This window comes from Pseudaminobacter soli (ex Zhang et al. 2022) (assembly GCF_014595955.1).
GTDB classification, from domain to species: Bacteria; Pseudomonadota; Alphaproteobacteria; order Rhizobiales; family Rhizobiaceae; genus Kumtagia; species Kumtagia pseudosoli.
Genome location: NZ_JABVCF010000001.1, coordinates 573,553 through 594,936, shown reverse-complemented (window position 1 = coordinate 594,936; position 21,384 = coordinate 573,553). Strand labels below are relative to the sequence as shown.

Sequence of the window (21,384 nt, the reverse complement as noted above, 5' to 3'; positions counted from 1 at the left end):
GAAACCCTACTCTTCCGGAATGCGGTTTCCGGAATGGTCCTGATACTGGTCGGTCATAGATCCACGGCTGTCGTGGCCGCGCTCTTTGGAGTGCTGGGCCTTGTCGCGGTTGGACAGGATGGCATTTTCCGGCACCATGTCCTTCGGCATGGTGGTCATCGCCCCCTCGCCGGATCCCTTCCCGTGGGCGCCAATGCCCATGTGCTTCTTGCTGGCATTTGCCATTTGTCGCCTCCTGCAAAAAACGATTCTCTGATCAGTGCGTCTGCCGCTGCGAGCCTTTGGTCTCAGGGTTGTGCGTGTGGCGGATGTCCTTCTCTCCACCGCCGCCGGAGACCTTGCTGTGATGTCGCTGGTCGGAGTCCGCCTGCGGCTTGTTCACTTGAAGCGGCTTTTTGGCGTTCTCGTGCGAGGCGCCGGGCCCGCCTTGGCGAATGGTGTTGGGATGCTTGCTTGAAGTGGACATCCTGCCCTCCTATCGATCCTGCACTTTGCGTTGCGGCGTGAGGTTTATGGCTGAATTGCCCTGGTGGCCGCGTTTATCCGGATTGTCGACCGAAGTTCCGCCCTTCGGCTGCTCGTCGCGAGGTGCCGTCTTCATGTCGCCCGTGCCTTTATGGCTCTGGTTTTCGGGGGGTGTCGGAGGAGCTTTTGCCGTCATTTTGATCTCCTTTCGTTACCGGACCAACGGGACGCCGCAGGGAATGGTTCCCCTATCTGAGCCGGATCGAAATCGTGCCGCATCGGTTGGGCCGGCAGCAACGAGGAGGCGTCGGATGGCCAAGCAGCAGGTCGGGCAAGAAGATTTCGGACAAGCCCGCCAGCGGGAGCGACTAGTAATCCGCCCCGCGTGACGTCGGCAGCCAGCAGTGGAATGCGCAGGAGCGGGGCGGCGGCTCGAAAGCGTCCAAGGGACCGATCACGGACTCCGACAAGCGCAACCCGAATTCGAGCGCGAAGAGTTGAGCCGCGTCCCATACTGCGGCCGCGCAGGCTAGGCCCGGGCTTATCAAGTTGGAACGCCGATCCGTCCCATAGGCGGAACGGGTTCTTTGCGGCCGACGTGAGTTCCAGGCCCGCGAGCCGGCCCAACTCAGTTACCTCCGCCTGCTGGGTCTCGAAGCCGCCTTCATAGGAATAGTTCAGGATCACCAAGCTCCCGCCGGCACGCAGAACGCGCCCGGAATCCCGCACATGCGCGGCGGCTATACCGCCGCCGGCGAGCACCAGATAGGGAAAACTGTCGACGGCAAGGATGCAGTCGAAACTCCGATCCCGAAAGCCGCCGAGGTCGCGCCCATCGGTAAGCCGAAACTGAACATTCGTAAGCCCCGAGCAACGCTTGCCGGAACATTCCAGCATTCTCGGCGAGATCTCCGTGCCGACGATGCGGCGCACTTTGGGGGAAAGCGCCTGTTCGAAGCGGCCGCTGCCGCATCCGAGGTCGAGTAACTCCCGATCGGGAGCGATGAGCCCTTGTTGCTCCAGCCATTCGACGGCCTCGTCGGTCATCGCCGCCAGCTTTCCCTCATCGCCGAGGGAATACAGTGCCACGCCTGCGGCGGGCGAGATCGCGGCGGCCGCATCAAAGCTTTCCGCCAGTCTGGCCAGCACCTCCTCCGGAGTTTCATTACCGCGCGCATGGTCCACCGCTTTGGCCGCACCACGCACCTGCCGCCAAGATTGCGGGTGTCTGCGCAGAAACTGCTGCATTTCGGCAATCTGCACGGCTCCGCTTTCATCTTTCGTCCGAGCAGCCTCTTCTCGCAGCAGTATCTGGAGCGCGCTTAAGCTCTCGGTCTCCAGGATCAGCCCGACAAGTGCAGCTTCCATCGTTTGCGCGCCGGAGATGCGCCGGGCGAGCGGCTCGTAAGGTTCGGTCAGATCCAACTTACCGTCCAGGCTCATGATGTCTCGGTCCGGGTGAACACGCGCCGGCTGGTCCAGCGCTCCTTGGCTCCCCAACTGAACTTGTACGCCTCGCCGCCCCTGAGGAAGTGGAATTCGCGCGCGCCCTCGCGGATGGCTTGCCTGATCGCATGTCCGGTCAGGATCGAGCCGGGGCTGACCTCGGAATAGTCGGGGTCGAACCCGCCGATATAGGCATAGGCGCGGTCGTGGTCGCCGAAACCGTAATAGGCGCCCACCGGCTTGCCGTCGATCGACATCAGCCAGCAGCGCGCCAGCCCACGAGCGGCCAGCCGGGGCAGGGCGAGCCTGTGGAAGCGCAGTACGTCCGCGCCGTTCAGGACGCCGTCGCCCTCCCAACGTGCCCCATGCAGGCGGATGAGTTCGTCCAGGAATTGCTTGGGTGCGTCTTCCTTTCGCTCGATCGAAATTTCCCCGAGCCGCTCAGCAGCCGCAATCGCCCGTCTCAACTGCCGCCTGCGCCGGGCCGGTACGCAGCAGCAGAGATCATCGCCGCCGCAGAGCGGAATGACGGGCGCGGCGTGGTGCGGCGAGACGGTTTCTTTTGTTCCGGGAAGCACCGGAAGGCGCATCGCGCAGGCTCCGGCCGCGAGGTCCTCAAAACTCCATTCGCGCCAGGGCAGGGCGACTGCCGTATGGACAATCGCGGTCCCCGCTTCCTCCTCCGAATCCGGATCGATGAGGACATCGAGATAGTCGCTGAGCGAAATGCCGGCCGGCAGAAGCCGGTCAGTGTTTGGTTCGAGATAGAAGGCTGCGAGGCCATAGAGTTCGTTATCACGCCACGCCGCGATCGCGGCAAGCCGCCCCGGCGCGAAAACCTCCCACCAGGGCAGCAGCCACGCAGGCGATTGGAAGGGCGTGGCCGGAGGGCAGCGCTCCCAGAGCGACCACCAGAGCCGCTCGATTCGGCGCAGGTCGTCGAGGCCCGCGATGACCTCGGTGCGCAGGGGCAGCTCTGCCTCAGGCCACCGCGGAGACGCCGTGGCCAAGCCTGGCGAGCGCATGATAGGCATCCATGTAGCCGGCGATCATTTTCTCCAGCGAGAACCGGCGGCGCGCCTCTGCCCGGCAGGTTTCCGGATCCAGCGAGCCGGCTGCAGCCATGGCCTCAGCCATCTCGACTAGGCTGTTCACGAGAAACCCGGTACGGCCGTGGTCGATCACCTCCGGCAGTGCGCCGTTCGGGAATGCCACGACGGGCGTTCCGCAGGCGAGCGCTTCCATGGCCACGAGCGAGCTGGTTTCCGCCGCCAGGCTCGGGATGACAAGGCAGCGCGCGGCGTTCAAGAGCCGCCGCTTGCGGATGAAGCCGACCGGCCCCAGGAACCTTCGCCGCCTGTCCAGCCGCGGCAGCACCTCGTCGCGGAAATAGCGTTCGTGTGTTTCGTAGCGGTAGACCCGCCCTGCTACCAGCAAAGGCATATCGGCCATTCGGGACGCCTCGAATGCCAGGTGAATGCCCTTCTCAGGGCAGATGCGGCTGAGCACGAGGGCAAAATTGCGCTTGGCGTGGGGGCGTGCCAGTGCATCGAAATCCACGCCGTTGGGGATCGGTCCGTGCAGCATCGCACCATCCGGGACGAGCAGGTGCTGGGATTGCGAGACCGCGTGCAGCCACAGGTCCGGCCGGGCAGGGCGGAGCGCCTCGGCGGAATACCAATCGAGCGGCAGGTGCAGGGTAGCCAGCGTCGGCCCGTTATCCGGCAGGTAGGATTGAAAATCGATGCCGTGGAGGTGGACGACATCGACCGGCCAGCGCCGCCGCGTCGTAGCGATCGCTTCGCGGTGGCGCGCATGCGCTCGCGCCTTTGCAGCCTCATCGAGAATGCCAACCTCGAAAGGCACGCTCACCAGCGTTCCGGCGGCCGTGGAGCCCTCGCATGCGATAACGATGGAGCGATGGCCCATCTCGACGAGCGCGCGGTCGAGTGCCGAGAGCACCTGCTCCGCACCGCCGACCGCATCCGGCCCGACAGGCGCCAGCGGATAGGCAACGTTGAGGACCGTGAGCTTCATAGTGGGGAAAGCCCCAGTTCGTCATAGGCGCCGCTGGCCAGCACGAGCCATTCGGCGCCGGTCAGGCCGAGGGGCAGCGTCTCATAATAGAGCCGCCCTGCATTCGGCAGCTTCTGGAAGTCGTGGGCCGGCGCATTGCGGAAGCGCTCGACCGGAGAGGTGAAGGGCGCGAGCACCTGGCGTTGCGTCGCAAAGCAGGCAAGCATCCGGCGCTTCCGATCGAGCGCGTCCTCTGGGAGCGGCATTTCGATCGCCGTCGGGCCGGGTCCGGCAGGGAAGGTTTGAAACGAAGGGGCCTGTTCGCCGGCGTTATAGAGGGGCACCTCGATGATCTCCGGGCAAAGACCTTCCCGCTGGCGCAGCAACCGGCAGGCCGCGTGCACCGCGAAGGCACATGCATCATGATCCGGGTGCCCGCCTTCGTAGCAATGGGTGACGACGAAACGCGCGCTGGCGATCAGCCTGGCGAGTTCGGTCGAGAGGCGAGGGAGGTTCCGCGCCGCCTCCTTGTCGGGGACTCCGAGTTCGACGAGCGCGGCGTGCGATGCACCGCCCTCCGCAAGGGCCTTGTTCAACTCGGCCCGGCGCGCCCGCGAATAGTCCTCACAGGTCGAAAAGCCGTACGCATGTGCATCGGCCATGTCGCGCGGCGCGCCGTCCGTCACATGAATAATCTGCAGGTCCTGCAGACAGTGGAGAACGCTGCCCATCCCGACCGTCTCGTCGTCCGGATGAGCGATGACCACCACAGCCTTGCCGCTGCCGGGCGCATCGCCCGCCAGCATGGCCGCGAAGGGCGCTATGACATCCGCCGGTGAGACCCGCTGCTGCATGGCCGTTAGGCGGCCGTAGCCCGCATAGCTTGCCGCGCGCTTGCCGGTCGTGCCGCCGCGGCGTAGCGGCGCGTCATCGCGGCGCAGAACTCGGCGAACTCCTCGGGCACCTGCGGCGGGCTGGTGTGATGAGGCATCTCGCCGCGATGCTCGGGCGTGAAGCAGAAGGTCAGCGTCACGTCGAAGGGGGCGAGGGCCTCCATCTGCCGATCGAACCAGTCCAGGGCGCCGGGCCTGAAACTGTCTGCCCAGGAAAGTCCGGTGCGCAGATAGGTCACGCCGAGGCGCTTCATCCAGGCGACCGCGTCGTCCAGGCGCTGATCCTCGAAATGGAACCACTGGACCAGCCCCATCTCGGGCGTGTGGCGCGCGAACTCTTCCAAGGCCGGCTTCGGTGTCCCGTCCTCGCGCAGGAGGCCCATGTAGAAGTGGCGGTAGTAGGAAGATCCTTCCGCCTCCTTGTGGCGCGTCGTGGCTTCCCAGGAGCGCGGCAGGTCGTAGAGGCTGTACCACTGGATGCGGGGAGTATTACCCCTGAGAAGCTCCGCCGTGCGTTTAAGCCCCCACGCCTGCACTTCCTCGGCGCCGAAAGTCGAAACACCCACTTCGCTCACCCAGATCGGCAGATCGGTCACGGCTGCGATCTCGGCGATCTTCTGCGGCCATTCGTGGACCTGCCAAAGATTCCAGTCGAGCGGAAAACCATGGACGGCTACGGCATCGACATGATCCAGCACACCAAAATCCTTCATGCGCTGCATGAAGCCGGGGTCGATCGGCGAGATGCCGCCAAGCACCTTGGTCAAGGCCGGGTTTTCGGCCGCGATCGCATCCGCCGCCAGGATGGACATCTCGGCGAACCGGCTCCAATCGGGGTCGAGTTCGGGGTCCCAGTGGGACTTGTTGTTCGGCTCGTTCCAGATCATCGCGGCTTCAATCATTTGCAAATCCTCTCGCGGGGTAGACGGCGCCTTCCCCGGCGGGGGCCTGGGCGGCGCGGCAGAGATAAACCTCCTCTTCCGGGTGGGAGAGGATCTCGAAGCCCGAACTGCGCAGCATCGCTTCCGTGCAGGCGCGGTTCGGGATCCACCAGTTGGTCGGGTCGTCGGAATAGCGGTGCTCGATGAAATGCATTTTTGGGAATTCGGGCCGATCGAACAGTTCGCGCTGCCAGAAGTCGTAGTTCTGCTCCACCTGCGCTTCGTCGGTGCTGCCGCGCTGCATCGACTGGAAGATGAGGAGGTCCTTGGCGACATGCTCGCGGATCAGGTCGAGCGCCAGCAGCGGATGGCGCAGGTGATAGAGGACGCCCATGAAGAGGATGACGTCGAACTTTTCCTTCAAAGCGCCCACGTCGTAGACGGAGAGCAGCCTGAACTCGATGTCACAGTCCGCGACGTCGGCCGCGAAGCGGGCCTGCGCGAGATAGCCCGCGTCGAAGTCGATCCCGAGCACGCGGTCGGCACCCCGGCGCTTCATCTCGATCGAGTAGAAACCGGCATTGCAACCGATATCCAGAACGGTCATGCCCGAGAGGTCCGCGGGTATGGCATCGGCGAACTTGCGCCATTTGATGTAAGGATAGTTGCCTAGAAAGTGGTTCGGAGCCGTCGCTACGCCCATCAGTTCCATGTTGTGGAACCATGGCCCGAGCGCCTCCACCTGCCGACGGATCTCCGTGCTGGACAGTTGCATCCTCATCTCCCTTCCCGGAGAGGAATTCTTGTGGCACCCGGCTGCGAACAGATGGTCGTTGCGATGTTCGGGAAATCGGCTGCGCGGGGCTGCTCCTGCTGCGAGGCCTCGCCGAGCAGCTTCACCGCCCGGCGGTAGCCGTCGAAGGTGCCCACGTCGACGTATTCGCTCCCCGCCCTCACGCCGAGCGCTTCTCCTCCCTGGGCCAGATAGGCGTTGATTAGAGTGCCGACATATTCATCCTGCTCCTCGCGCACATGCCAGAGGTCGGCGAGTTCCCGAAGAACCCGCCCCGGCATGGAGAAGGCGCCCCAAATCCAGTTCGACTGGGCGTCTTTTTCCTTCACCTGAATTTCGCTGACCCGGCCGAACTCATCAGTCACGACAGCGTCGAAGAATTCGGGGCGATCGACAGGAAAGAGCAGGAAGGAAAGGCAGTCTTTCGGCAGCGCCGAATACCCGTCCTCCGGAAACCAGATCGTGTCCGGAAGGCCGACCAGAACCTGTTCGTCGGGCCCAACCAGCGGTGCGGCCCGGAAGATCGCATCGCAGAGGCCGACCGGGGAGGGCTGCACGACGAAGACTGTGGCCGCCTCCGAGTAGCCGGCAGCATAGTACTCGAGGATGTCGGATTTGCCCGGAGCGATGACGAAGCAGATCTTGTCCGCCCCGGCCATGACCATGCGGCGCACCAGATATTCGCTCACCGCGCAGGGCCGCTCGACGGGACCTTCCAGGCGGCTGCCGACAGGCAGCAGTTCTTTGGAAAAGCCGAGGGGCTGGATCCGGGTTCCCTTTCCTGCGGCCGGTACGACGCCCAGCATCTACACCGTCTCCCTTTGCTCCCAGTGCGACGAATGCGCCTCCTCCAACATGCGTTCCAACTGGGCAGCCCGTATCGCCGACGTGTGCTGCGCGAGCGTGCGCTCGCGCGCCAGCCGGCCGATCCGGCGCAGTTCGGCATCGTCCATCTCGAGCGCGGCTAAGGCGTGCTCGGTGCTGGAGAGAGGCAGGACCTCGGAGCCCGGCTCGAAGAACTCGTCCAGCCCGTCCCAGACGTCGGTCAGGATCGTGGCGCCGCATGACGCGGCTTCGAACAGACGGCCCGAGGGGCACCATCCCATTGCGGCCATGGCGCCGCGCGTGACGTTGAGGGTCGCCCGGGACGAAGCGTAGAACGAAGGATGGTCCGCCGGCGGCAGGTGGCGCACGAAATAGATGTTGGGTGTCCAAGGGAAGTCCTGCGGATACTGGGCACCGCCGATCACAAACCGACGGTTCGGCTGCAGGGCGGCCGGGCGTACGAGAAACCGCTCCACGCCCTCCTGACGGTCGGTGGCATAGGTGCCGAGATAGGAAAGATCCGCGGCGAAGGCCGAATTGGGCTCTCCCGCCTCGTAAATCTGAGGGTCGACGTGACCGTAGAGCGGCGCGGCATGGCGGGCGCCAAGGTCCGAGCGGAGGCGGTCCAGGGCGATGCCGCCGGTGTAGCTCAGCACCAGGTCGAAATCGCGAAGGCCCCGCTCTCCGATATAGGCGGGATGCTCCTCGGTCCCGAGCCGCGACAGGGTCACCGGCGTATCGAGATCATAGAACACCTTGAGAGCTTTCCCGGCATCTGCCACGAGATCGGTCGCGGCGATCGCGTCCGGGCAATAGGAGGTGACCATCACCACATCCGCTTCATCGACTGCCTGACGCGCTTGTCGGCGCACCTCCGTCCAGTTCTCGTAGAGCACCAACTCGCCGGGTTCGATCTCATAGAGATCGCGCGTGGTGGCATAGTAGGGCACATCGCGCTCGAAGAAGGTCACGCTCCAGCCGCGCGCGGCGAGCGCCCGGATCAATCCTCTCCAGAGCGTGGCATGGCCGTTTCCCCAGGACGAACTGACGCTCAGTCCGAATATGGTCAGACGCATGCCGGATCCCGTCATGCGGTTTGGTTCATCCGCAGAAGCTTGGCTCCCCAATCGCCGATCACGATGGTGGTGACCGAGGCGGGGTCGATATCGAAACGGAAACAATGGGCGATCGGCAGCCCCAGTACGTGGCAGACGATCGCCTTTATGACATCGGAATGGCTCACCACTGCCACCGCCTCACCCCGATTTGTTCGGGTAAGCTGCCAGACGAAATCGAGGGCACGAGCCTGGACGTCCGCCATGCTCTCACCCGCCGGCGTTTGCGCCTGGTCGCGCACCTCGTTCCAGCGGCGCCAGCCGGCGTCCTGGTCGAGTTCCTCGAACGTCTTGCCCGACCATTCGCCAAAGTCGATCTCGTCGACCTCCTCGACAGTCTTAACCGGCCCGGTCTCGCAGGCGATCGCGATCGCCGCGGCGGTTTCTCGTGTCCTTTCGCGGGGACTGGAGTAGACAGCTGAAATGGCCTCGCTCGACAGCAACTCCGCCAGCCGCAACGCCTGCACGCGTCCGACGCGCCCCAGCCGAGCCCCCTCCTTCCTTCCCGTCAGCGAACGACCCAGATCCTCATGGGCTGCGTGGCGGATTAGGAAGAAGGTGGTGGTCATTCGGCGGCATCGAGCAGGGGCTCGTCCTCACCAGCGATGAAGCTAAGGGTGCGGCGCCGGGCTTCGGCGTCGGTGAACTGTTTGGGCGGAGATTTCATGAAGTAGCTGGAAGGACCGACGAGCGCGCCGCCGATGCCTCGGTCCATCGCCAGTTTTGCGCAGCGCACGGCATCGATCACGACTCCGGCGGAGTTAGGCGAATCCCAGACCTCGAGCTTCACCTCGGCGTTGAGCGGGACGCCGCCGAAGGTGGTGCCCTCGAGCCGGATATATGCCCACTTGCGGTCGGTGAGCCACGGAACGTGGTCGCTCGGCCCCACATGGATGTTCTCGGCTTCGAGCGGGACGTCCAACTGGCTCATCACCGACTGGGTCTTCGAGACCTTCTTCGACGTGAGCCGCTCGCGTTCCAGCATGTTCAGGAAATCGGTGTTGCCGCCGAAATTGAGCTGATAGGTGTGGTCAAGCCGCACGCCGCGCTCACGGAAGAGATTTGCGAGCATGCGGTGCACGATCGTCGCGCCGACCTGGCTCTTGATGTCGTCGCCGATGATCGGCACGCCGCGTTCCTCGAAGCGGCGGCGCCATTCTGGGCGCGAGGCGATGAAGACGGGGATGCAGTTCACGAAGCCGCAGCCGGCCTCCAGCGCGCGCTCGGCATACCATTCCGTGGCCTTCTCCGACCCGACCGGCAGATAGGAGATCAGCACCTCGGTGCCGCTGCTTCTTAGCGTGCCGGCGACGTCGTCCGGCTCGTCCTCGGCCTCTTCAATCTGGTCTTCCAAATACCTGCCGATGCCGTCGAGGGTCGGTCCGCGGCGCACCTTCACGCCTGTCGGCTCGATATTTGCGAACCTGAAGGTGTTGTTCGGCCGGCAGTAGATGGCCTCTGCCACATCGTGACCGACCTTGCCCTTTGCCACGTCGAAGGCAGAGACGACCTCGATATCCGAAATGCCATAGCCGCCGAGATCTGCGTGCATCAGCCCGGGGATCGGTTCGTTGCCCCTGGCGTCCCTGTAATATGTAAGCCCCTGCACGAGCGACGATGCGCAGTTGCCCACCCCGACAATGCCGATCCGAACTTTATTTGAGCGCATGAACGCGGCCGCCACCCTCATTCAGGTAAGTTCCCGTGCTAGAACTGCGGAGTCGCGCGATTGTTCCCCAGGCCCAAGGGATCAAAGTTCCCTCGGGCGCGTTTGGGTTCCCTGGTACAGGGGGCGCAATGTTCGTCTACGGTGACTTCCGCACGGAGCAGACTTGCGAGCAAGCTCTAGAATCCGTCGTCAGGGCACTCAAGCGGATCGGAGCGCTCGGACCGGGGCTCGAACGGCATGCCGCCCTGGTGCGCGCCTTTATGTCTGCCGCGGAACTCGCCCAGGGGGTCGCGGACGCCGACTTCGAGGCGCGGGGCGTCGACGCGCCTTCGAACAGACAGACCGCCGCGAACGCTCTTCTGATGTCTATTGCGGAGCAGATCGCAGTTTCCTGGGACACGGGCCTGCGGGCGGATATCTTCCCTGAAATCGACGTTGACCACCTTCGAGAAAGTTTGGCACCGGCCGGCCTGATCACTACGTCGCGCGCTGAGGGCTATGACTTCTATGCCCTCTATCCGGAGCTTTATGTTGAGGCGGCGCGGCGGTCCGGCCTGCCGGCGAAGACTGTGGTGATCGGTATCCGCAGCATTGGCCTTGGCCTTGCGGCACTGATCGCAGCCGCGCTCGGTGCAAAGCCGCCGAAGAGCTTCCGGCCTGTAGGGCATCCCTTTCGACGCGAACTGAGGGCGGAAACGATTCTCGTCGCGGAAGCGCTTTCCGACCCTGCCGCGCCCGTCGCCATTGTCGACGAGGGACCTGGCCTCTCCGGCAGTTCCTTCGGTGCCGTCGTCGAATGGCTCCAGTCATTGGGAGTAGCCGCGAGCCGCATCCACCTCTTCCCCAGTCATGAAGGCGGGCCGGGCCCCGAGGCCGCCGAGCAGTACCGTGGGGCATGGGCACATTCGGCCCGGCACTGCGCTGGCTTCGACGAGGTAATCGGCGACTCCACGCATCCCAGCCGGAGCCTTCGCTCCTGGATCGGCGATCTTCTCGGCACCGACGGGTTCGAGCTGACGGATTTCTTCGGTGGGGCCTGGCGGAAGATCGTCTATGCCGATCCTGCGCAGTGGCCCTCCTGTGACCCGAGGCAGGAGCGCCGGAAGTATCTGGTCTCGAGTGGCGCCGACTGGTGGTTGGCGAGGTTCGCCGGGCTGGGCGACACCGGAGAGCACAAGCTTGCCCTCGCCAGGACGCTCCACGAGGGTGGGTTTACGTCGGAGCCGGTGGGGCTTTGCCATGGCTTTCTGGTGGAGCGCTGGGTTCGGGGCACTCCGCTGCCTCTGTCTGGCTTCGACAAGGCACGCCTCATCGACTGGCTGGGAAGCTATCTTGGCTATCGCGCCCGCCATTGCGTCGCTTCTCAACAGGGGGCATCGCTCGGTGAACTGACCGAAATGGCGGGGCACAATGCCGAACTCGCCCTGGCGGGCGATTTTGCCATGCGCTTAAGGCGGTGGTTCGAATCCAGGCCGGTTGGGCCGTGCCGGCTCACCCCCGTCGAAACCGACAGTCGGCTCCACGCCTGGGAATTCCTCGTCACCCCTGCGGGCAAGCTGGTCAAGACCGACGCGCTGGACCACGCGGCAGCCCACGACCTCGTCGGCTGCCAGGACATCGCCTGGGATATCGCGGCCGCCGGGATCGAGCACGATCTTTCAAGCGGTGAACTCGAAAGCCTGCGCATCGCGGTTGAAGCAGGCAGCGGACGCGAGGTCGATCCACGGCTGGTAGCCTTCTACACGCCTTGCTACCTGGCGTTTCAGATCGGGCTTTGGACCTTCGCCACGGCCGGGCCGGACTGGGAGAAATCCAGGCAGTTTGCGCTGCGGGAGCGCTATATGGCGAAGCTCGGAGCGCTGCTCCTCTAGAACCCGATAACGCGCGCCATTCCGCCCGACTGCCTCACTTCGGTTTCCGCCGCTGCCGCCGTTCTTCCAGCACCGTCTGAAGCTCCGTCGCGAGCTTCTGAAGGTTTTCCGGAACTGGCTCTGCCTCAACCGCATCCAGAATCGGCGCGAGTTGGTCCTCGAGAGGCGAGCCCTCAGGAATCTCTCGCGCTTCGTTGATGTTGTTCTTTACGGCCCGTCCCATTGCCAATTCGCCTGCTCCGGGCTGCAAGGTGTGCAGCGGCTGCAAGACACGCAAGACCTTCCGTCAATTGGCCGCAGACGATGTGCGTTGTGTGGCGAATGCTGCGGCAGGGCATCTGCCGCTGCATCGAGAAAACCGTTCTCAAGCAGTCGCGGCGGTCGGTGCCTTCTGCAGGATCCTAGCTGCCGGCCGGGTGGTCCTGAGGGACTTGCGCGGGCGCCGCTCCGCAGCGAGCGACGCGAAGTACGCGATCGTATGCTGAAGCCCTTCGCGCAGCGGTACGGTCGGCGACCATTCGAGGAGCTTGTGGGCTCGCGAGATGTCCGGCCGCCGCCGGCGCGGATCGTCCTCCGGCAGCGGCATGTACTGGATGCGGCTCTCCGACCCGACCAGTTCCAGCACGAGATCGGCGAGTTCCAGGATGGTGAATTCGGACGGATTGCCAACATTGATCGGGGCGCCCGGGTTTTCCGCGACCTCGGCCAGCCTGACCAGCCCTGTGATGAGGTCGGAGACGTAGCAGAACGACCTCGTCTGCGCGCCGCTTCCATAGATGGTCAGAGGCCTGCCGGAGAGTGCCTGCACCACGAGATTCGAGACGATGCGGCCGTCGTTCGGGTGCATCCTCGGCCCGTAAGTGTTGAAGATGCGCGCCACCCTGACGTCCACGCGCTTCGCCCGCAGGAAGTCGAAGCAGAGTGCTTCCGCCGCCCGCTTGCCTTCGTCGTAGCAGGCGCGGCGGCCCGTGCAGTTCACATGCCCTGCATAGTCCTCGCGCTGCGGATGCTGGTCGGGATCGCCGTAGACCTCGCTGGTTGAGGCCTGGACGAAGCGTGCGCCGTGGCGCTCGGCGATTTCCAGCAGGTTGAGCGTGCCGAGGACGCAGGTGCGCATCGTGTGCACCGGGTCGGCCTGGTAGTGCGGCGGCGAGGCGGCGCAGGCCAGGTTGTAGACGAAGTCAAGCTTTCCGCTGGGTTCGAGCGGCTTGCACACGTCATGCTCGATCAGGCTGAAGTGCGGGTCGCGGTAGAGTTCCTTGATGTTTCCAGCAGTGCCCGTGAGGAAATTGTCCAGACAAATGACTGAATAGCCGTTCTTCAAAAGTGTTTCGCAGAGATGCGATCCAAGAAAGCCCGCGCCCCCGGCGACCAGCGCCGTCTTGGTTTTTCCATTCTTCATCATGGTCGACCTGTCGCCTCCTGGGATTGCGGCAGTCATGCTGCGGTCCCTGCCGATTCCTTCTCCGCTTTTCTGGTTCGCGCCTCCACCGGGCTGGCCAGATAGCCCACTAGTTCCCTGGCCCGGTGCTGGGCCGTGTGTCGTGCGAGCACGCGTTCCCTGGCGCCGGAACCCAGTCGCCGTCCGACGATGTCCTCCTCGTTGGAGAGGATGCGGACGACATCGTCGGACCGGGTGGTGACGTGGATGTCGCCGCCGAAAAGGCTCTCCAGGCCCGCCCAGGCATCGCTGATAACTGGCGTGCCGCATGCCGCGGCCTCGAACAGGCGCACGCTGGGCGACCAGCCGGCCGCGATCATGTCGGCGCGGGTCACGTTCAGCGTGTAGCGCTGGCGGCTGTAAAAGGACGCATGCTGGGCCGGCGGGAGATGCTCGATGCGCTCGACATTCTCCGGCCAGCGGATGGACGTCGGATATTGCGGTCCGGCTACCACGAAGCGCCGCTCCGGCATCTGCCTGGCGGGTTCAATGAGCAGCCTTTCCAATGTGGGCTGCCGGTCCGGACTGTAGGTGCCGAGGTAGCCGAGGTCCCATTTGGGGGGCTCGCCAGTCGGCGCGTAGCGGTCCGGATCGACCGCGCAGTAAAGGGCCTCGGCGCGCCGTGCACGATATTGCCGCTTCAGCCTGGTGAGCGTCGGCCCGCCGGTGAAGGAGAAGTAGATGTCGAACAGCGGGATCTGGGGGGGCGCCAGATACTCGCACTCGCCACTTTCCAGCTTGGCCAGCGTGACCGGCGTATCGATGTCGTAGAAGCAGAACTGTCCGTCTGCGATGTCCGCGACCGCGTCGATCACCGCCGGCCCCTCGGGCACGTAGGAGCCGACGATAACGGCGTCGGCCTGGGCGATGTTGCGCCGATAACTCCGCCGCAGTTCATCCACCGATTCGTAGTAGCGCAATCGGCAGTAGTCGGGCTCTTCGAGATCGCGGCTGGAGGCGTACCAGGGCACGTCCCGCTCAAGGAACGTCACCCGGTGCCCCTGCGCATCCAACGCCCTGAGCAGCGCTCGATAGGTGGTGGCATGCCCATTGCCCCAGGAGGACGAGAGCGTCAGGCCGATGAAGACGAGGTCCATGGCACCCGTCATTCCGCGGCCTCCATGGCAGGCGTGTTGAGCGCGCGCCGGAAGATCTCGTCGGCCAGATCTGCGCGGTGGCGGTATGTGTGTTCGGCCCGGACCCGCTTCAGCGCCCTCTGCCCGATCGCGGTGGCGCGCTCAGGCGTGAGGTCGCGAAGAATGTCGGCGACGTCCTTGCCGTCACGCGCGACCAGCACCTCTTCCCCTGGCTTCAGGAAAAGCTCGATGCCCAGCCACTCGTCGGTGATGAGGCAGGCCCCCGCGCCGGCGGCCTCGAAGACGCGCGTGGCGGGCGAGAAGCCGGTCGAAGCCATGCTCTCGCGGCTGATGTTGAGGACCGCCTTCGGGGTCACATTGAAGGCGTTGTGGTCGCGTGTCCCGACATGACCGAGCCAGCGGACGTTCGGCGTCATCGGCTTGTCGCCCCACCCCGCCCCGCCAAGCAGGAAATGCTGATGAGGCAGTGCCGCAGCGGCCTCGACGAAGAAGGATTCGACGCGCGCCTCACGATCGGGAAGGCGATTGCCGAGGAAAGCCAGGTCGCAGGCGAAGCGGCCGTCCTTCTCGACGGGATGGTGGGTGTCGGGATCGAGTGCGTTGTAGATCGGGATACAGTCGGCCGCGCCCATTGCCCGATAGGCGTGAACCACCGGATCGCCGCCGCCGTAGGTGAGCACCATGTCCAGTTCGGCAAGGGCGGCGAGCAGGGGATGGCTGGCGTCCTCCTTCAATTCGGCCAGCGTTGCCGGTGCGTCGACGTCCCAGAAGACACGCAGCGCCCCGGGCCGCGCCTTGTCGAGAACGCCGCGTAGGAGCGCATGGTCCTCGAAGCCGACGCCGCTCGCCTTCACGACGATGTCGGCCTCCACCGCCCGCGCCAGGACCTCTCTCAGCGCGCTCTGCGTGGGCTGGTAGACGACGACCTTGCACCAGTCGGGCGCCTCGATGTCCCGGTTCTTCTGGCGGTCGTAGACGTCTGGTTCGTAGAAGGTGATATCGTAGCCGCGCTCCGCTAGCGCCCGCAGCAGTCCCCGATAATAGGTGGCCGCGCCGTTCCAGTAGGAGGACAGCAGGCTGGAACCGTAGAATGCGAGCTTCATTGCGCGGCCTCCTTGGCGGCAAGTTGGTCGAGGACCTGGGTAGTCCCGCATTGGACGAGGATGCCGAGCAACTCGTCGACGCGGTGCCGGCAGGTGTGGCGGTTGCGGATCGTCTCCAGGCCCGATGTGGCGAGGGAGGCTGTCAGTTGCGGATCGTTCAGGATGGCGCGGAGATGACCGCGCATCTGCTCGCCGTCGCGGGCGTAGAGGAAATCGCTGCCAGGCCTGAACAGGTTCTCGCTGTCCGACCATGGCGCGGAGACCAGCGGAATGCCGCAGGCCAGCGCCTCGAACATGCGGATGGTCGGGATGCCCGGCAGGCTTTCGACATAGGGTCGGCGGGGAATGTGCACGGTCACTTTGTTTGCCGCAAATGCCCTCGGCACTTCCGCATTGGGCAGCCAGCCTTCGTAGTGGATGCCAGCCGCGGCGAGGGCGCCCAGCGCAGCATCGGGATAGCGCACACCGTGCACGGTCGCCTTCAGCCCAAGCTCCTTCGCCGGCTCGACCAGGAACTCGCCGATTTCCCGGCTTCGCTCGTCATCGCCCCAGTTGCCGATCCAGACGAGGTCGCCGATCTTGACGATGTCGGGATACGGCCGGAACACCCGGTCGTCGGCGGCCTCGTGCCAAATGAAGACCTGGCTGCCCCAGCCGGCCCTGAGGTAGCGTTCGCGCAGCGTCTCGCCGAAGACGAGCACCGCGTCATAGTCGGCGAGGGAGAGCGAGGAGATATCTCCCTCGGCCGAAACCGCGCGGTGATGCGTGTCGTGGAAGAGGAGGGTGAACCGCCCGCCATCGCGGCGGGCGCGCCCGATCCACGCCAGCAGCGCCGGATCGGTCCATTCGTGCACGACGACGACGTCCGCCTCGGCGAGCCACGCTTCGTGATCGAAGTCCGGCCGATAGGCGAAGGAGGTGAGTTCGGGAAAATCCGAGCCAAACCGCTCCACGGCGAAGGGACCGCGCTCGGTCACCAGATTGGTGCGGCTCCAGCCGTCCTCGGGCTCCAGAGCGATCGCCCGGTGCCCTCGCGCGACGAGATCGCGCATTATCCCGCGGAGGAAGTGGGCGTTGCCGTGGTTCCAGTCGGAAACGAGTGAGTGGGTGTAGAACAGGAAACGCATCGTCATCGTCCCCTGGCTACCGCTTCGACGGCGTTCTGGTAGAGCGCTGCCATGGCGGCGGCCTGCGAGCGCGGCGAGAAACGTCGCGCCCGCTCAGCCGCAAGCCTGCCCAACTGGCGCCGCCGTTCCGGATCCCCGGCCAGGCTGTTGATCGCATCCGAGAGTGCAGCCGCGTCGCGAGGCGGGAAGAACAGCGCCGCCCCGTCCCAAAGCTCGCGATAGGTCGGTATATCGGCGAGCAGCAGCGGTGTGCTGGAGAGAGCGGCCTCGAGTGCCGCCAGCCCGAACGGTTCGTAGAGAGACGGCGATACGAACAGGCCGGCCTGGGAGAAGGCTGATCTGATCTCGAAGGCTGGAATTGACCCCGTTGCGCGGGCATGCCTGAACTCCACATGCTCGCCATTCGGGCCTCGAGTGGCGCCGATCGCCCTCACAGGCCATGCGGAGTTCGCCGCGGCCTCATCGAAAACCGCAGCATTCTTGCCGTTGTCCCACCACCGCGCCGCAGCAACGACGATCGGCTCCCTTTCGCCGGCCGAGGCGATCTCCTCCACCGCATTGTAGACCGCGCTCAGCCGCGCGATCGGACCATAGCAGGCTTGCATCAGGGCCGCGTGGCTGGTGCTGGGCGCGACGATCGCGTCCGCGCGCTCGAAGCCCTGCCGATTCCGCTCCTCGTGCCAGCGCCAGCCGTCCGGGACGGGTTCGCCCAATACCGCATGGAACCAGGTCACGACACAGGAGTGCGAGATCACGACGACAGGGCAGGGGACTTCGAGCCCGGCCGCCTGCGAGGGCGCATTGAGGTGGACGAGATCAATCGCATGCTCGCGCACCAAGGCGGGAAGCTCGTCCTTCAGGCCGTCCAGGACCTCGGGGCGGTCGGTCATCCAGTCCGGCGGAGTCTGCAGCCAGACGACGGTCCCGATGGCCTCCGCCTGAGCCTGCTGCTCGGCGCTGGGCCCCGGGCCGACACCGGCGAAGACGATGGACATTCCCATGCGCTTCAGTTCCCGGCCGAGCGTCATGGCGTAGTTCCACACGCCTCCCACGGCATCGACCGTCATCAGGATGCGGCGTGGCTGAGCTAAGCTGCGCAGCATGACTGTTCCAGAACCCGGAGCGGCAGCGGCTGCTTCTCCTGGATGTCGCTGAAGTTCCTGAACGAGGCGAGGTAATGCTCGTGGGCCCGCTCCCAGGCGAGGTCGTCCGGCTCGCCCCAGAGCTGCCGGTAGCTGGGAGAACTGGGGTAGGGGTAGAGCGGGACCGGCTCATTGGCCCACACTCCATTATCGATCAGGTGCTTGCGCCAATAGGCAACCAGTTCCGGGTCGTCTTCCACCACTCCGATCAGGTTGGCCTGCACAAAGGGCACGTGCCTGCGTGCGTTGATCAGCAGGGCGGCCAATTCCTCGGTGCCCAGCCGGCACCGCTTGGCGAGCATTTCGCGGCCTTCGACCGTGAGACTTTCGAGCCCAGCCTCGATCGAGACGCAGCCCGCCCGGCCGAGCAGTTCCAGAAGATCGGGCTTCCAGAGATCGATGCGGGTCTGCACCCCGAACTTGATGGGGCGCTCGACCAGCGCCTCGAGCAGGGCTTTCTGCGGCAGGAAGATCTCGTCGATGAAGTAGACGTAGCCGACGCCCTGGGCGATCAGTCCGTCGATCTCGGCGACGATGGCCTCGTGGTTGCGCCGGCGGTAGGCATCGCGAAAGTCGATCTTGGCGCAGAAGCTGCAGTTGTACGGGCATCCGCGTGATGCTTCCACTTCGGCGCCCAAACCGTATTGCTCGTGATCGAAGCGGTGGTGATGGTGGTGGTGTCGCTGGAGCCATTCCGTCGGCCAGCGCAGTGGTTCGTGGTCCACAAAGCGACTTGCATGGACGCCGCCCTTGCTGACGACCTCGCCGTCCCGGAGATATGCGGTTGACGGGATTTCCCTCCAGTCCGGTCCGTTCGCGAGTTGGGCGACGATCTCCTCGCATTCGCCGCGCACGACGATGTCGACGCCGAGCTTCCTGAGCGTCGATCCCGGCGTTGCCGAGCCGTGCGGTCCGACGGCGACCGTGCGGCCGCCGCGGTCATCGAGGTAATTCAGGAATTCGGCGGGGATGCGAAGCTCCGGAGGCGCGCACCGCCAGAAAAGATAGGTCGGGGCCGTGGTCATCACCGTCATGTCGGGACCGAACTCGGCCACCCGTTCGGCCAACTCGGAATTGTCGAACTGCTGCAACTGCCCATCGAGCATCAGCAGCTCATGGCCGTCCTTTTCGAGGAGCGATTTCGAGTAGCCGAGCTCAAGGGGCAGGTGAGGCTCGCGGCAGCCGAAATAGATGCTCGCCTCGTAGCTCCAGCGCGGGTTGACGAGCGCGACCTTCATGCGACCCGCCTCCGCTGCTGGCCCTGTGAGCCCCCGAAGCGGTGCTCGAGCAGCCAATCGGCGAGGCTGCGAATGCCGTCTTGCCAGGTCATCTGGGCTTCCCAGCCGAGCGCGCTCGAAATGGCGCGGGTGTCCGCAACGAAGTAGAGTTGGTCGCCGGTGCGGGTCCTAGCGAAGCTGAACGGCACCTCACGGCCGAGAATGCGGCCGATCTCGTGCAGCACCATGCGCAGGCTGACCGCATTCTGGGGCCCGCCGCCGAGATTGAACGCTCGGCCGGAAAACTCTTCGATCCGCGAGAGCACAGCGCGGTAGGCCGCCACGGCATCGGACACGTGCAAAATGTCGCGTACCTGCCTGCCGTCGCCGTAGATGGTGATCGGCTCGTCTGCCAGCGCACGGATGAGGAAATGCGCCACCCAGCCCTGGTCCTCGGTGCCGAACTGGCGCGGGCCATAGATGCAGCTCATACGCAGCACGGCGGTGGGGAGCCCGTAGGACTTGGCGTAGTCCAGCACATATTGATCGGCGACACCCTTGGAGCAGCCGTAGGGCGTGCAGAACTCGAGCGAGCGCCACTCTCCGATGCCGTGGGCGCGGATCTCGGCCTCGGCCGGGGCATACATCCCGTCCTGTTCGATCATCGCGAGGTCGCCAAGGTCGCCGTAGACCTTGTTGGTGCTGGCGAAGATGACCGGGGTCGCACGGCCGCTCTTGCGGACCGCCTCGAGGACGTTCAGCGTGCCTCGCGCATTGACCTCGAAGTCCTCGACCGGATCGACCAGGCTCGTTGTCACCGCGGTCTGCGCAGCGAAGTGAAAGACTGCTCTCGCGTCATCCACGATCGTCGAGAGCGCATCGGTATCGCGGATGTCGGCGATCTCGACCGAAACCAGGTCGCCATGCTTTTCAGACAGCCACAACTGGTTGTCCTCGACCCCGTCGCGGCTGAGATTGTCGACCACGACCACCCGCTCGCCGTCCGACAGAAAGCTGTCGGCAAGATTCGAGCCGATGAATCCGCAGCCCCCGACGATGACGATCGGGCCGCTTCTCATGATACCAGTCCTAGTTGTTCGAGTTCGCGCTTCATCTCGGCGCCTTTGTCGAGGGCTACGCTGCCGCGCACCCAGTGGACGAATTCGTCGAGCGAATCCTCCAGCCGGTGAGCCGGTTCGAAGCCAAGGAACTCGCGCGCCTTGCCGATGTCGGCGAAGCAGTTGCGGATGTCGCCGACGCGCGCCTTGCCCAGGATATCCGGCTTGAGTTCGGGCACGCCCATCGCCTCGGCCAGAAGGCTGGCCACGTCCTTGATGGCATAGGCGTTGCCGCTGCCGATGTTGATGACCTGGCCGGAAGCGCGCGGCTGCTCCAACGCCAGGCGGAACGCCTTCGCGACGTCACGGACGTGGACGAAGTCGCGGCGCTGCTCGCCGTCTTCGAAGACCATCGGCGATTGCCCGTTCGCCAGGCGCGAGGCGAAGTTTGCAAGCACTCCGGTATAGGGATTGGACAGGGCCTGGCCGGCGCCGAAGACGTTGAACAGGCGGAGCGCCACGGCGTCGACGCCATAGGCTTCGCCGAAGATCAGCACTTCGCGTTCCTGCGCGAACTTGGTCAGCGCATAGATGGAGGCGAGGTCTACCGGCTTCTCCTCGTCGGTCGGGATCGGCCGCAGGCGCTCGCCATCGTCGGCGAACAGGTCCCACTGGCCGCTCTTCGCCTGCTTGCCGTTTCGGCGGGCGTTGCCGACCCGCCTCCCGTCAGGCGCGATGTAGAGTCCCTCGCCATAGACGCTCATCGAGGACGCAACGACGATCCGTCTGATCGGCTTCTTGATCATGGCTTCGAGAAGGACCGCCGTGCCTAGGTCGTTCGCCCCGACATAGCGCGCGATCTCGTACATCGACTGGCCCACGCCGACTTCGGCCGCGAGGTGTATGACTGCATCGACGCCCTCGAGCGCCTGCTCGACCATCCGACGATCCCGAACGTCCCCGTTGACGAGTTCCGCCTCCGGCTCGGCTTCATAGCTGCTTCCGCCGTGGACCTGTTCGACGAATGAATCGAGAAGGCGAACTGCGTAGCCGTGATCGACGAGTTCGCGCATGACGTGGCTGCCAATGAATCCGCAGCCTCCAGTAACCAAAATCCGTTCCACAACTGCTCCAGAACAAAGGCGGTTCCCGCGGCTTCGAACTTACGGAATGAAGGTTTGTTCCCGCCCGCTCACGACGGTTTGTTCCTGGCGTTCTTTGTTCG

General features: G+C 64.9%; 22 protein-coding genes and 1 pseudogene. 1 reads left to right on the top strand and 22 read right to left on the bottom strand.

What is annotated here, in order from left to right:
- Positions 1-6 precede the first annotated feature (6 nt).
- The 13 genes and pseudogenes from HUI96_RS02855 to HUI96_RS02795 all read right to left on the bottom strand — a co-directional run bounded on the left by HUI96_RS02855 (position 7) and on the right by HUI96_RS02795 (position 10,103).
- A complete protein-coding gene (locus tag HUI96_RS02855) occupies positions 7-225 on the bottom strand; it encodes a hypothetical protein (protein WP_188253083.1) in 219 nt (72 codons plus the stop codon).
- Positions 226-256: 31 nt separating this feature from the next.
- Positions 257-466 carry a hypothetical protein gene (locus HUI96_RS02850; protein WP_188253082.1) on the bottom strand — a complete coding sequence of 70 codons (210 nt, stop codon included), beginning with the start codon at positions 464-466 and terminating at the stop codon, positions 257-259.
- A 9-nt stretch (positions 467-475) separates the two neighbouring features.
- Positions 476-661, bottom strand: a complete 186-nt coding sequence (locus HUI96_RS02845) for a hypothetical protein (RefSeq protein WP_188253081.1) — start codon at positions 659-661, stop codon at positions 476-478.
- A gap of 482 nt (positions 662-1,143) precedes the next feature.
- Positions 1,144-1,512 (bottom strand): annotated as a pseudogene (locus HUI96_RS30025) (class I SAM-dependent methyltransferase); the annotation flags it as partial.
- 392 nt (positions 1,513-1,904) lie between these two features.
- Entirely contained in the window at positions 1,905-2,936 is a 1,032-nt protein-coding gene (locus tag HUI96_RS02835; protein WP_188253079.1) for a GNAT family N-acetyltransferase, read from the bottom strand.
- The gene (locus HUI96_RS02830) at positions 2,893-3,948 is read right to left on the bottom strand and encodes a glycosyltransferase (RefSeq protein WP_188253078.1); all 1,056 of its coding nucleotides are present in this window, start codon (positions 3,946-3,948) and stop codon (positions 2,893-2,895) included. Before HUI96_RS02830 ends, HUI96_RS02835 begins: the two co-directional genes overlap by 44 nt.
- Positions 3,945-4,781, bottom strand: coding sequence for a PIG-L deacetylase family protein (locus HUI96_RS02825; protein WP_188253077.1), 837 nt, complete (start codon positions 4,779-4,781; stop codon positions 3,945-3,947). Before HUI96_RS02825 ends, HUI96_RS02830 begins: the two co-directional genes overlap by 4 nt.
- A gap of 5 nt (positions 4,782-4,786) precedes the next feature.
- Entirely contained in the window at positions 4,787-5,722 is a 936-nt protein-coding gene (locus HUI96_RS02820) for a beta-xylosidase (RefSeq protein WP_188253076.1), read from the bottom strand.
- Positions 5,715-6,476 (bottom strand): TIGR04290 family methyltransferase, encoded by a 762-nt coding sequence (locus HUI96_RS02815; protein ID WP_188253075.1) that lies wholly within the window; start codon positions 6,474-6,476, stop codon positions 5,715-5,717. Before HUI96_RS02815 ends, HUI96_RS02820 begins: the two co-directional genes overlap by 8 nt.
- Before the next feature lie 2 nt (positions 6,477-6,478).
- Positions 6,479-7,300, bottom strand: coding sequence for a nucleotidyltransferase family protein (locus tag HUI96_RS02810; protein ID WP_188253074.1), 822 nt, complete (start codon positions 7,298-7,300; stop codon positions 6,479-6,481).
- Positions 7,301-8,395: a CgeB family protein gene (locus HUI96_RS02805; protein WP_188253073.1), complete on the bottom strand. Its 1,095-nt coding sequence runs from the start codon at positions 8,393-8,395 to the stop codon at positions 7,301-7,303.
- 11 nt (positions 8,396-8,406) lie between these two features.
- Positions 8,407-9,003, bottom strand: a complete 597-nt coding sequence (locus HUI96_RS02800) for a histidine phosphatase family protein (RefSeq protein ID WP_188253072.1) — start codon at positions 9,001-9,003, stop codon at positions 8,407-8,409.
- Positions 9,000-10,103, bottom strand: coding sequence for an inositol-3-phosphate synthase (locus HUI96_RS02795; protein WP_188253071.1), 1,104 nt, complete (start codon positions 10,101-10,103; stop codon positions 9,000-9,002). The genes HUI96_RS02800 and HUI96_RS02795 overlap by 4 nt, the downstream gene beginning before the upstream one ends.
- Before the next feature lie 128 nt (positions 10,104-10,231).
- Between HUI96_RS02795 and HUI96_RS02790 the strand changes: the two genes are divergently transcribed.
- Positions 10,232-11,974, top strand: coding sequence for a hypothetical protein (locus HUI96_RS02790; RefSeq protein WP_188253070.1), 1,743 nt, complete (start codon positions 10,232-10,234; stop codon positions 11,972-11,974).
- Positions 11,975-12,008: 34 nt separating this feature from the next.
- Here HUI96_RS02790 and HUI96_RS02785 read toward each other — a convergent pair whose 3' ends face one another.
- The 9 genes from HUI96_RS02785 to HUI96_RS02745 all read right to left on the bottom strand — a co-directional run bounded on the left by HUI96_RS02785 (position 12,009) and on the right by HUI96_RS02745 (position 21,283).
- Positions 12,009-12,197 (bottom strand): hypothetical protein, encoded by a 189-nt coding sequence (locus HUI96_RS02785; RefSeq protein WP_188253069.1) that lies wholly within the window; start codon positions 12,195-12,197, stop codon positions 12,009-12,011.
- 141 nt (positions 12,198-12,338) lie between these two features.
- Positions 12,339-13,415, bottom strand: a complete 1,077-nt coding sequence (locus tag HUI96_RS02780; RefSeq protein WP_425299182.1) for a UDP-glucuronic acid decarboxylase family protein — start codon at positions 13,413-13,415, stop codon at positions 12,339-12,341.
- Positions 13,412-14,524, bottom strand: a complete 1,113-nt coding sequence (locus HUI96_RS02775; RefSeq protein WP_188253067.1) for a CgeB family protein — start codon at positions 14,522-14,524, stop codon at positions 13,412-13,414. The genes HUI96_RS02780 and HUI96_RS02775 overlap by 4 nt, the downstream gene beginning before the upstream one ends.
- A complete protein-coding gene (locus tag HUI96_RS02770) occupies positions 14,521-15,615 on the bottom strand; it encodes a CgeB family protein (RefSeq protein WP_188253066.1) in 1,095 nt (364 codons plus the stop codon). The genes HUI96_RS02775 and HUI96_RS02770 overlap by 4 nt, the downstream gene beginning before the upstream one ends.
- A complete protein-coding gene (locus tag HUI96_RS02765) occupies positions 15,612-16,742 on the bottom strand; it encodes a CgeB family protein (RefSeq protein ID WP_188253065.1) in 1,131 nt (376 codons plus the stop codon). Before HUI96_RS02765 ends, HUI96_RS02770 begins: the two co-directional genes overlap by 4 nt.
- A gap of 2 nt (positions 16,743-16,744) precedes the next feature.
- Complete coding sequence (locus tag HUI96_RS02760; RefSeq protein WP_188253064.1) at positions 16,745-17,845, bottom strand: glycosyltransferase family 4 protein; 1,101 nt, start codon at positions 17,843-17,845, stop codon at positions 16,745-16,747.
- Complete coding sequence (locus tag HUI96_RS02755) at positions 17,830-19,122, bottom strand: TIGR04295 family B12-binding domain-containing radical SAM protein (protein ID WP_188253063.1); 1,293 nt, start codon at positions 19,120-19,122, stop codon at positions 17,830-17,832. Before HUI96_RS02755 ends, HUI96_RS02760 begins: the two co-directional genes overlap by 16 nt.
- Positions 19,119-20,180, bottom strand: coding sequence for an NAD-dependent epimerase/dehydratase family protein (locus HUI96_RS02750; RefSeq protein ID WP_188253062.1), 1,062 nt, complete (start codon positions 20,178-20,180; stop codon positions 19,119-19,121). The genes HUI96_RS02755 and HUI96_RS02750 overlap by 4 nt, the downstream gene beginning before the upstream one ends.
- Positions 20,177-21,283 carry an NAD-dependent epimerase/dehydratase family protein gene (locus HUI96_RS02745; protein WP_188253061.1) on the bottom strand — a complete coding sequence of 369 codons (1,107 nt, stop codon included), beginning with the start codon at positions 21,281-21,283 and terminating at the stop codon, positions 20,177-20,179. Before HUI96_RS02745 ends, HUI96_RS02750 begins: the two co-directional genes overlap by 4 nt.
- Between the last annotated feature and the right edge of the window lie 101 nt (positions 21,284-21,384).

Coding starts and splice junctions, on each gene's coding strand:
- HUI96_RS02855 (WP_188253083.1), bottom strand. CDS start 225: ATGGCAAATGCCAGCAAGAAGCACATGGGCATTGGCGCCCACGGGAAG.
- HUI96_RS02850 (WP_188253082.1), bottom strand. CDS start 466: ATGTCCACTTCAAGCAAGCATCCCAACACCATTCGCCAAGGCGGGCCC.
- HUI96_RS02845 (WP_188253081.1), bottom strand. CDS start 661: ATGACGGCAAAAGCTCCTCCGACACCCCCCGAAAACCAGAGCCATAAA.
- HUI96_RS02835 (WP_188253079.1), bottom strand. CDS start 2,936: ATGCGCTCGCCAGGCTTGGCCACGGCGTCTCCGCGGTGGCCTGAGGCA.
- HUI96_RS02830 (WP_188253078.1), bottom strand. CDS start 3,948: ATGAAGCTCACGGTCCTCAACGTTGCCTATCCGCTGGCGCCTGTCGGG.
- HUI96_RS02825 (WP_188253077.1), bottom strand. CDS start 4,781: ATGCAGCAGCGGGTCTCACCGGCGGATGTCATAGCGCCCTTCGCGGCC.
- HUI96_RS02820 (WP_188253076.1), bottom strand. CDS start 5,722: ATGATTGAAGCCGCGATGATCTGGAACGAGCCGAACAACAAGTCCCAC.
- HUI96_RS02815 (WP_188253075.1), bottom strand. CDS start 6,476: ATGCAACTGTCCAGCACGGAGATCCGTCGGCAGGTGGAGGCGCTCGGG.
- HUI96_RS02810 (WP_188253074.1), bottom strand. CDS start 7,300: ATGCTGGGCGTCGTACCGGCCGCAGGAAAGGGAACCCGGATCCAGCCC.
- HUI96_RS02805 (WP_188253073.1), bottom strand. CDS start 8,395: ATGCGTCTGACCATATTCGGACTGAGCGTCAGTTCGTCCTGGGGAAAC.
- HUI96_RS02800 (WP_188253072.1), bottom strand. CDS start 9,003: ATGACCACCACCTTCTTCCTAATCCGCCACGCAGCCCATGAGGATCTG.
- HUI96_RS02795 (WP_188253071.1), bottom strand. CDS start 10,103: ATGCGCTCAAATAAAGTTCGGATCGGCATTGTCGGGGTGGGCAACTGC.
- HUI96_RS02790 (WP_188253070.1), top strand. CDS start 10,232: ATGTTCGTCTACGGTGACTTCCGCACGGAGCAGACTTGCGAGCAAGCT.
- HUI96_RS02785 (WP_188253069.1), bottom strand. CDS start 12,197: ATGGGACGGGCCGTAAAGAACAACATCAACGAAGCGCGAGAGATTCCT.
- HUI96_RS02780 (WP_425299182.1), bottom strand. CDS start 13,415: ATGACTGCCGCAATCCCAGGAGGCGACAGGTCGACCATGATGAAGAAT.
- HUI96_RS02775 (WP_188253067.1), bottom strand. CDS start 14,524: ATGACGGGTGCCATGGACCTCGTCTTCATCGGCCTGACGCTCTCGTCC.
- HUI96_RS02770 (WP_188253066.1), bottom strand. CDS start 15,615: ATGAAGCTCGCATTCTACGGTTCCAGCCTGCTGTCCTCCTACTGGAAC.
- HUI96_RS02765 (WP_188253065.1), bottom strand. CDS start 16,742: ATGCGTTTCCTGTTCTACACCCACTCACTCGTTTCCGACTGGAACCAC.
- HUI96_RS02760 (WP_188253064.1), bottom strand. CDS start 17,845: ATGCTGCGCAGCTTAGCTCAGCCACGCCGCATCCTGATGACGGTCGAT.
- HUI96_RS02755 (WP_188253063.1), bottom strand. CDS start 19,122: ATGAAGGTCGCGCTCGTCAACCCGCGCTGGAGCTACGAGGCGAGCATC.
- HUI96_RS02750 (WP_188253062.1), bottom strand. CDS start 20,180: ATGAGAAGCGGCCCGATCGTCATCGTCGGGGGCTGCGGATTCATCGGC.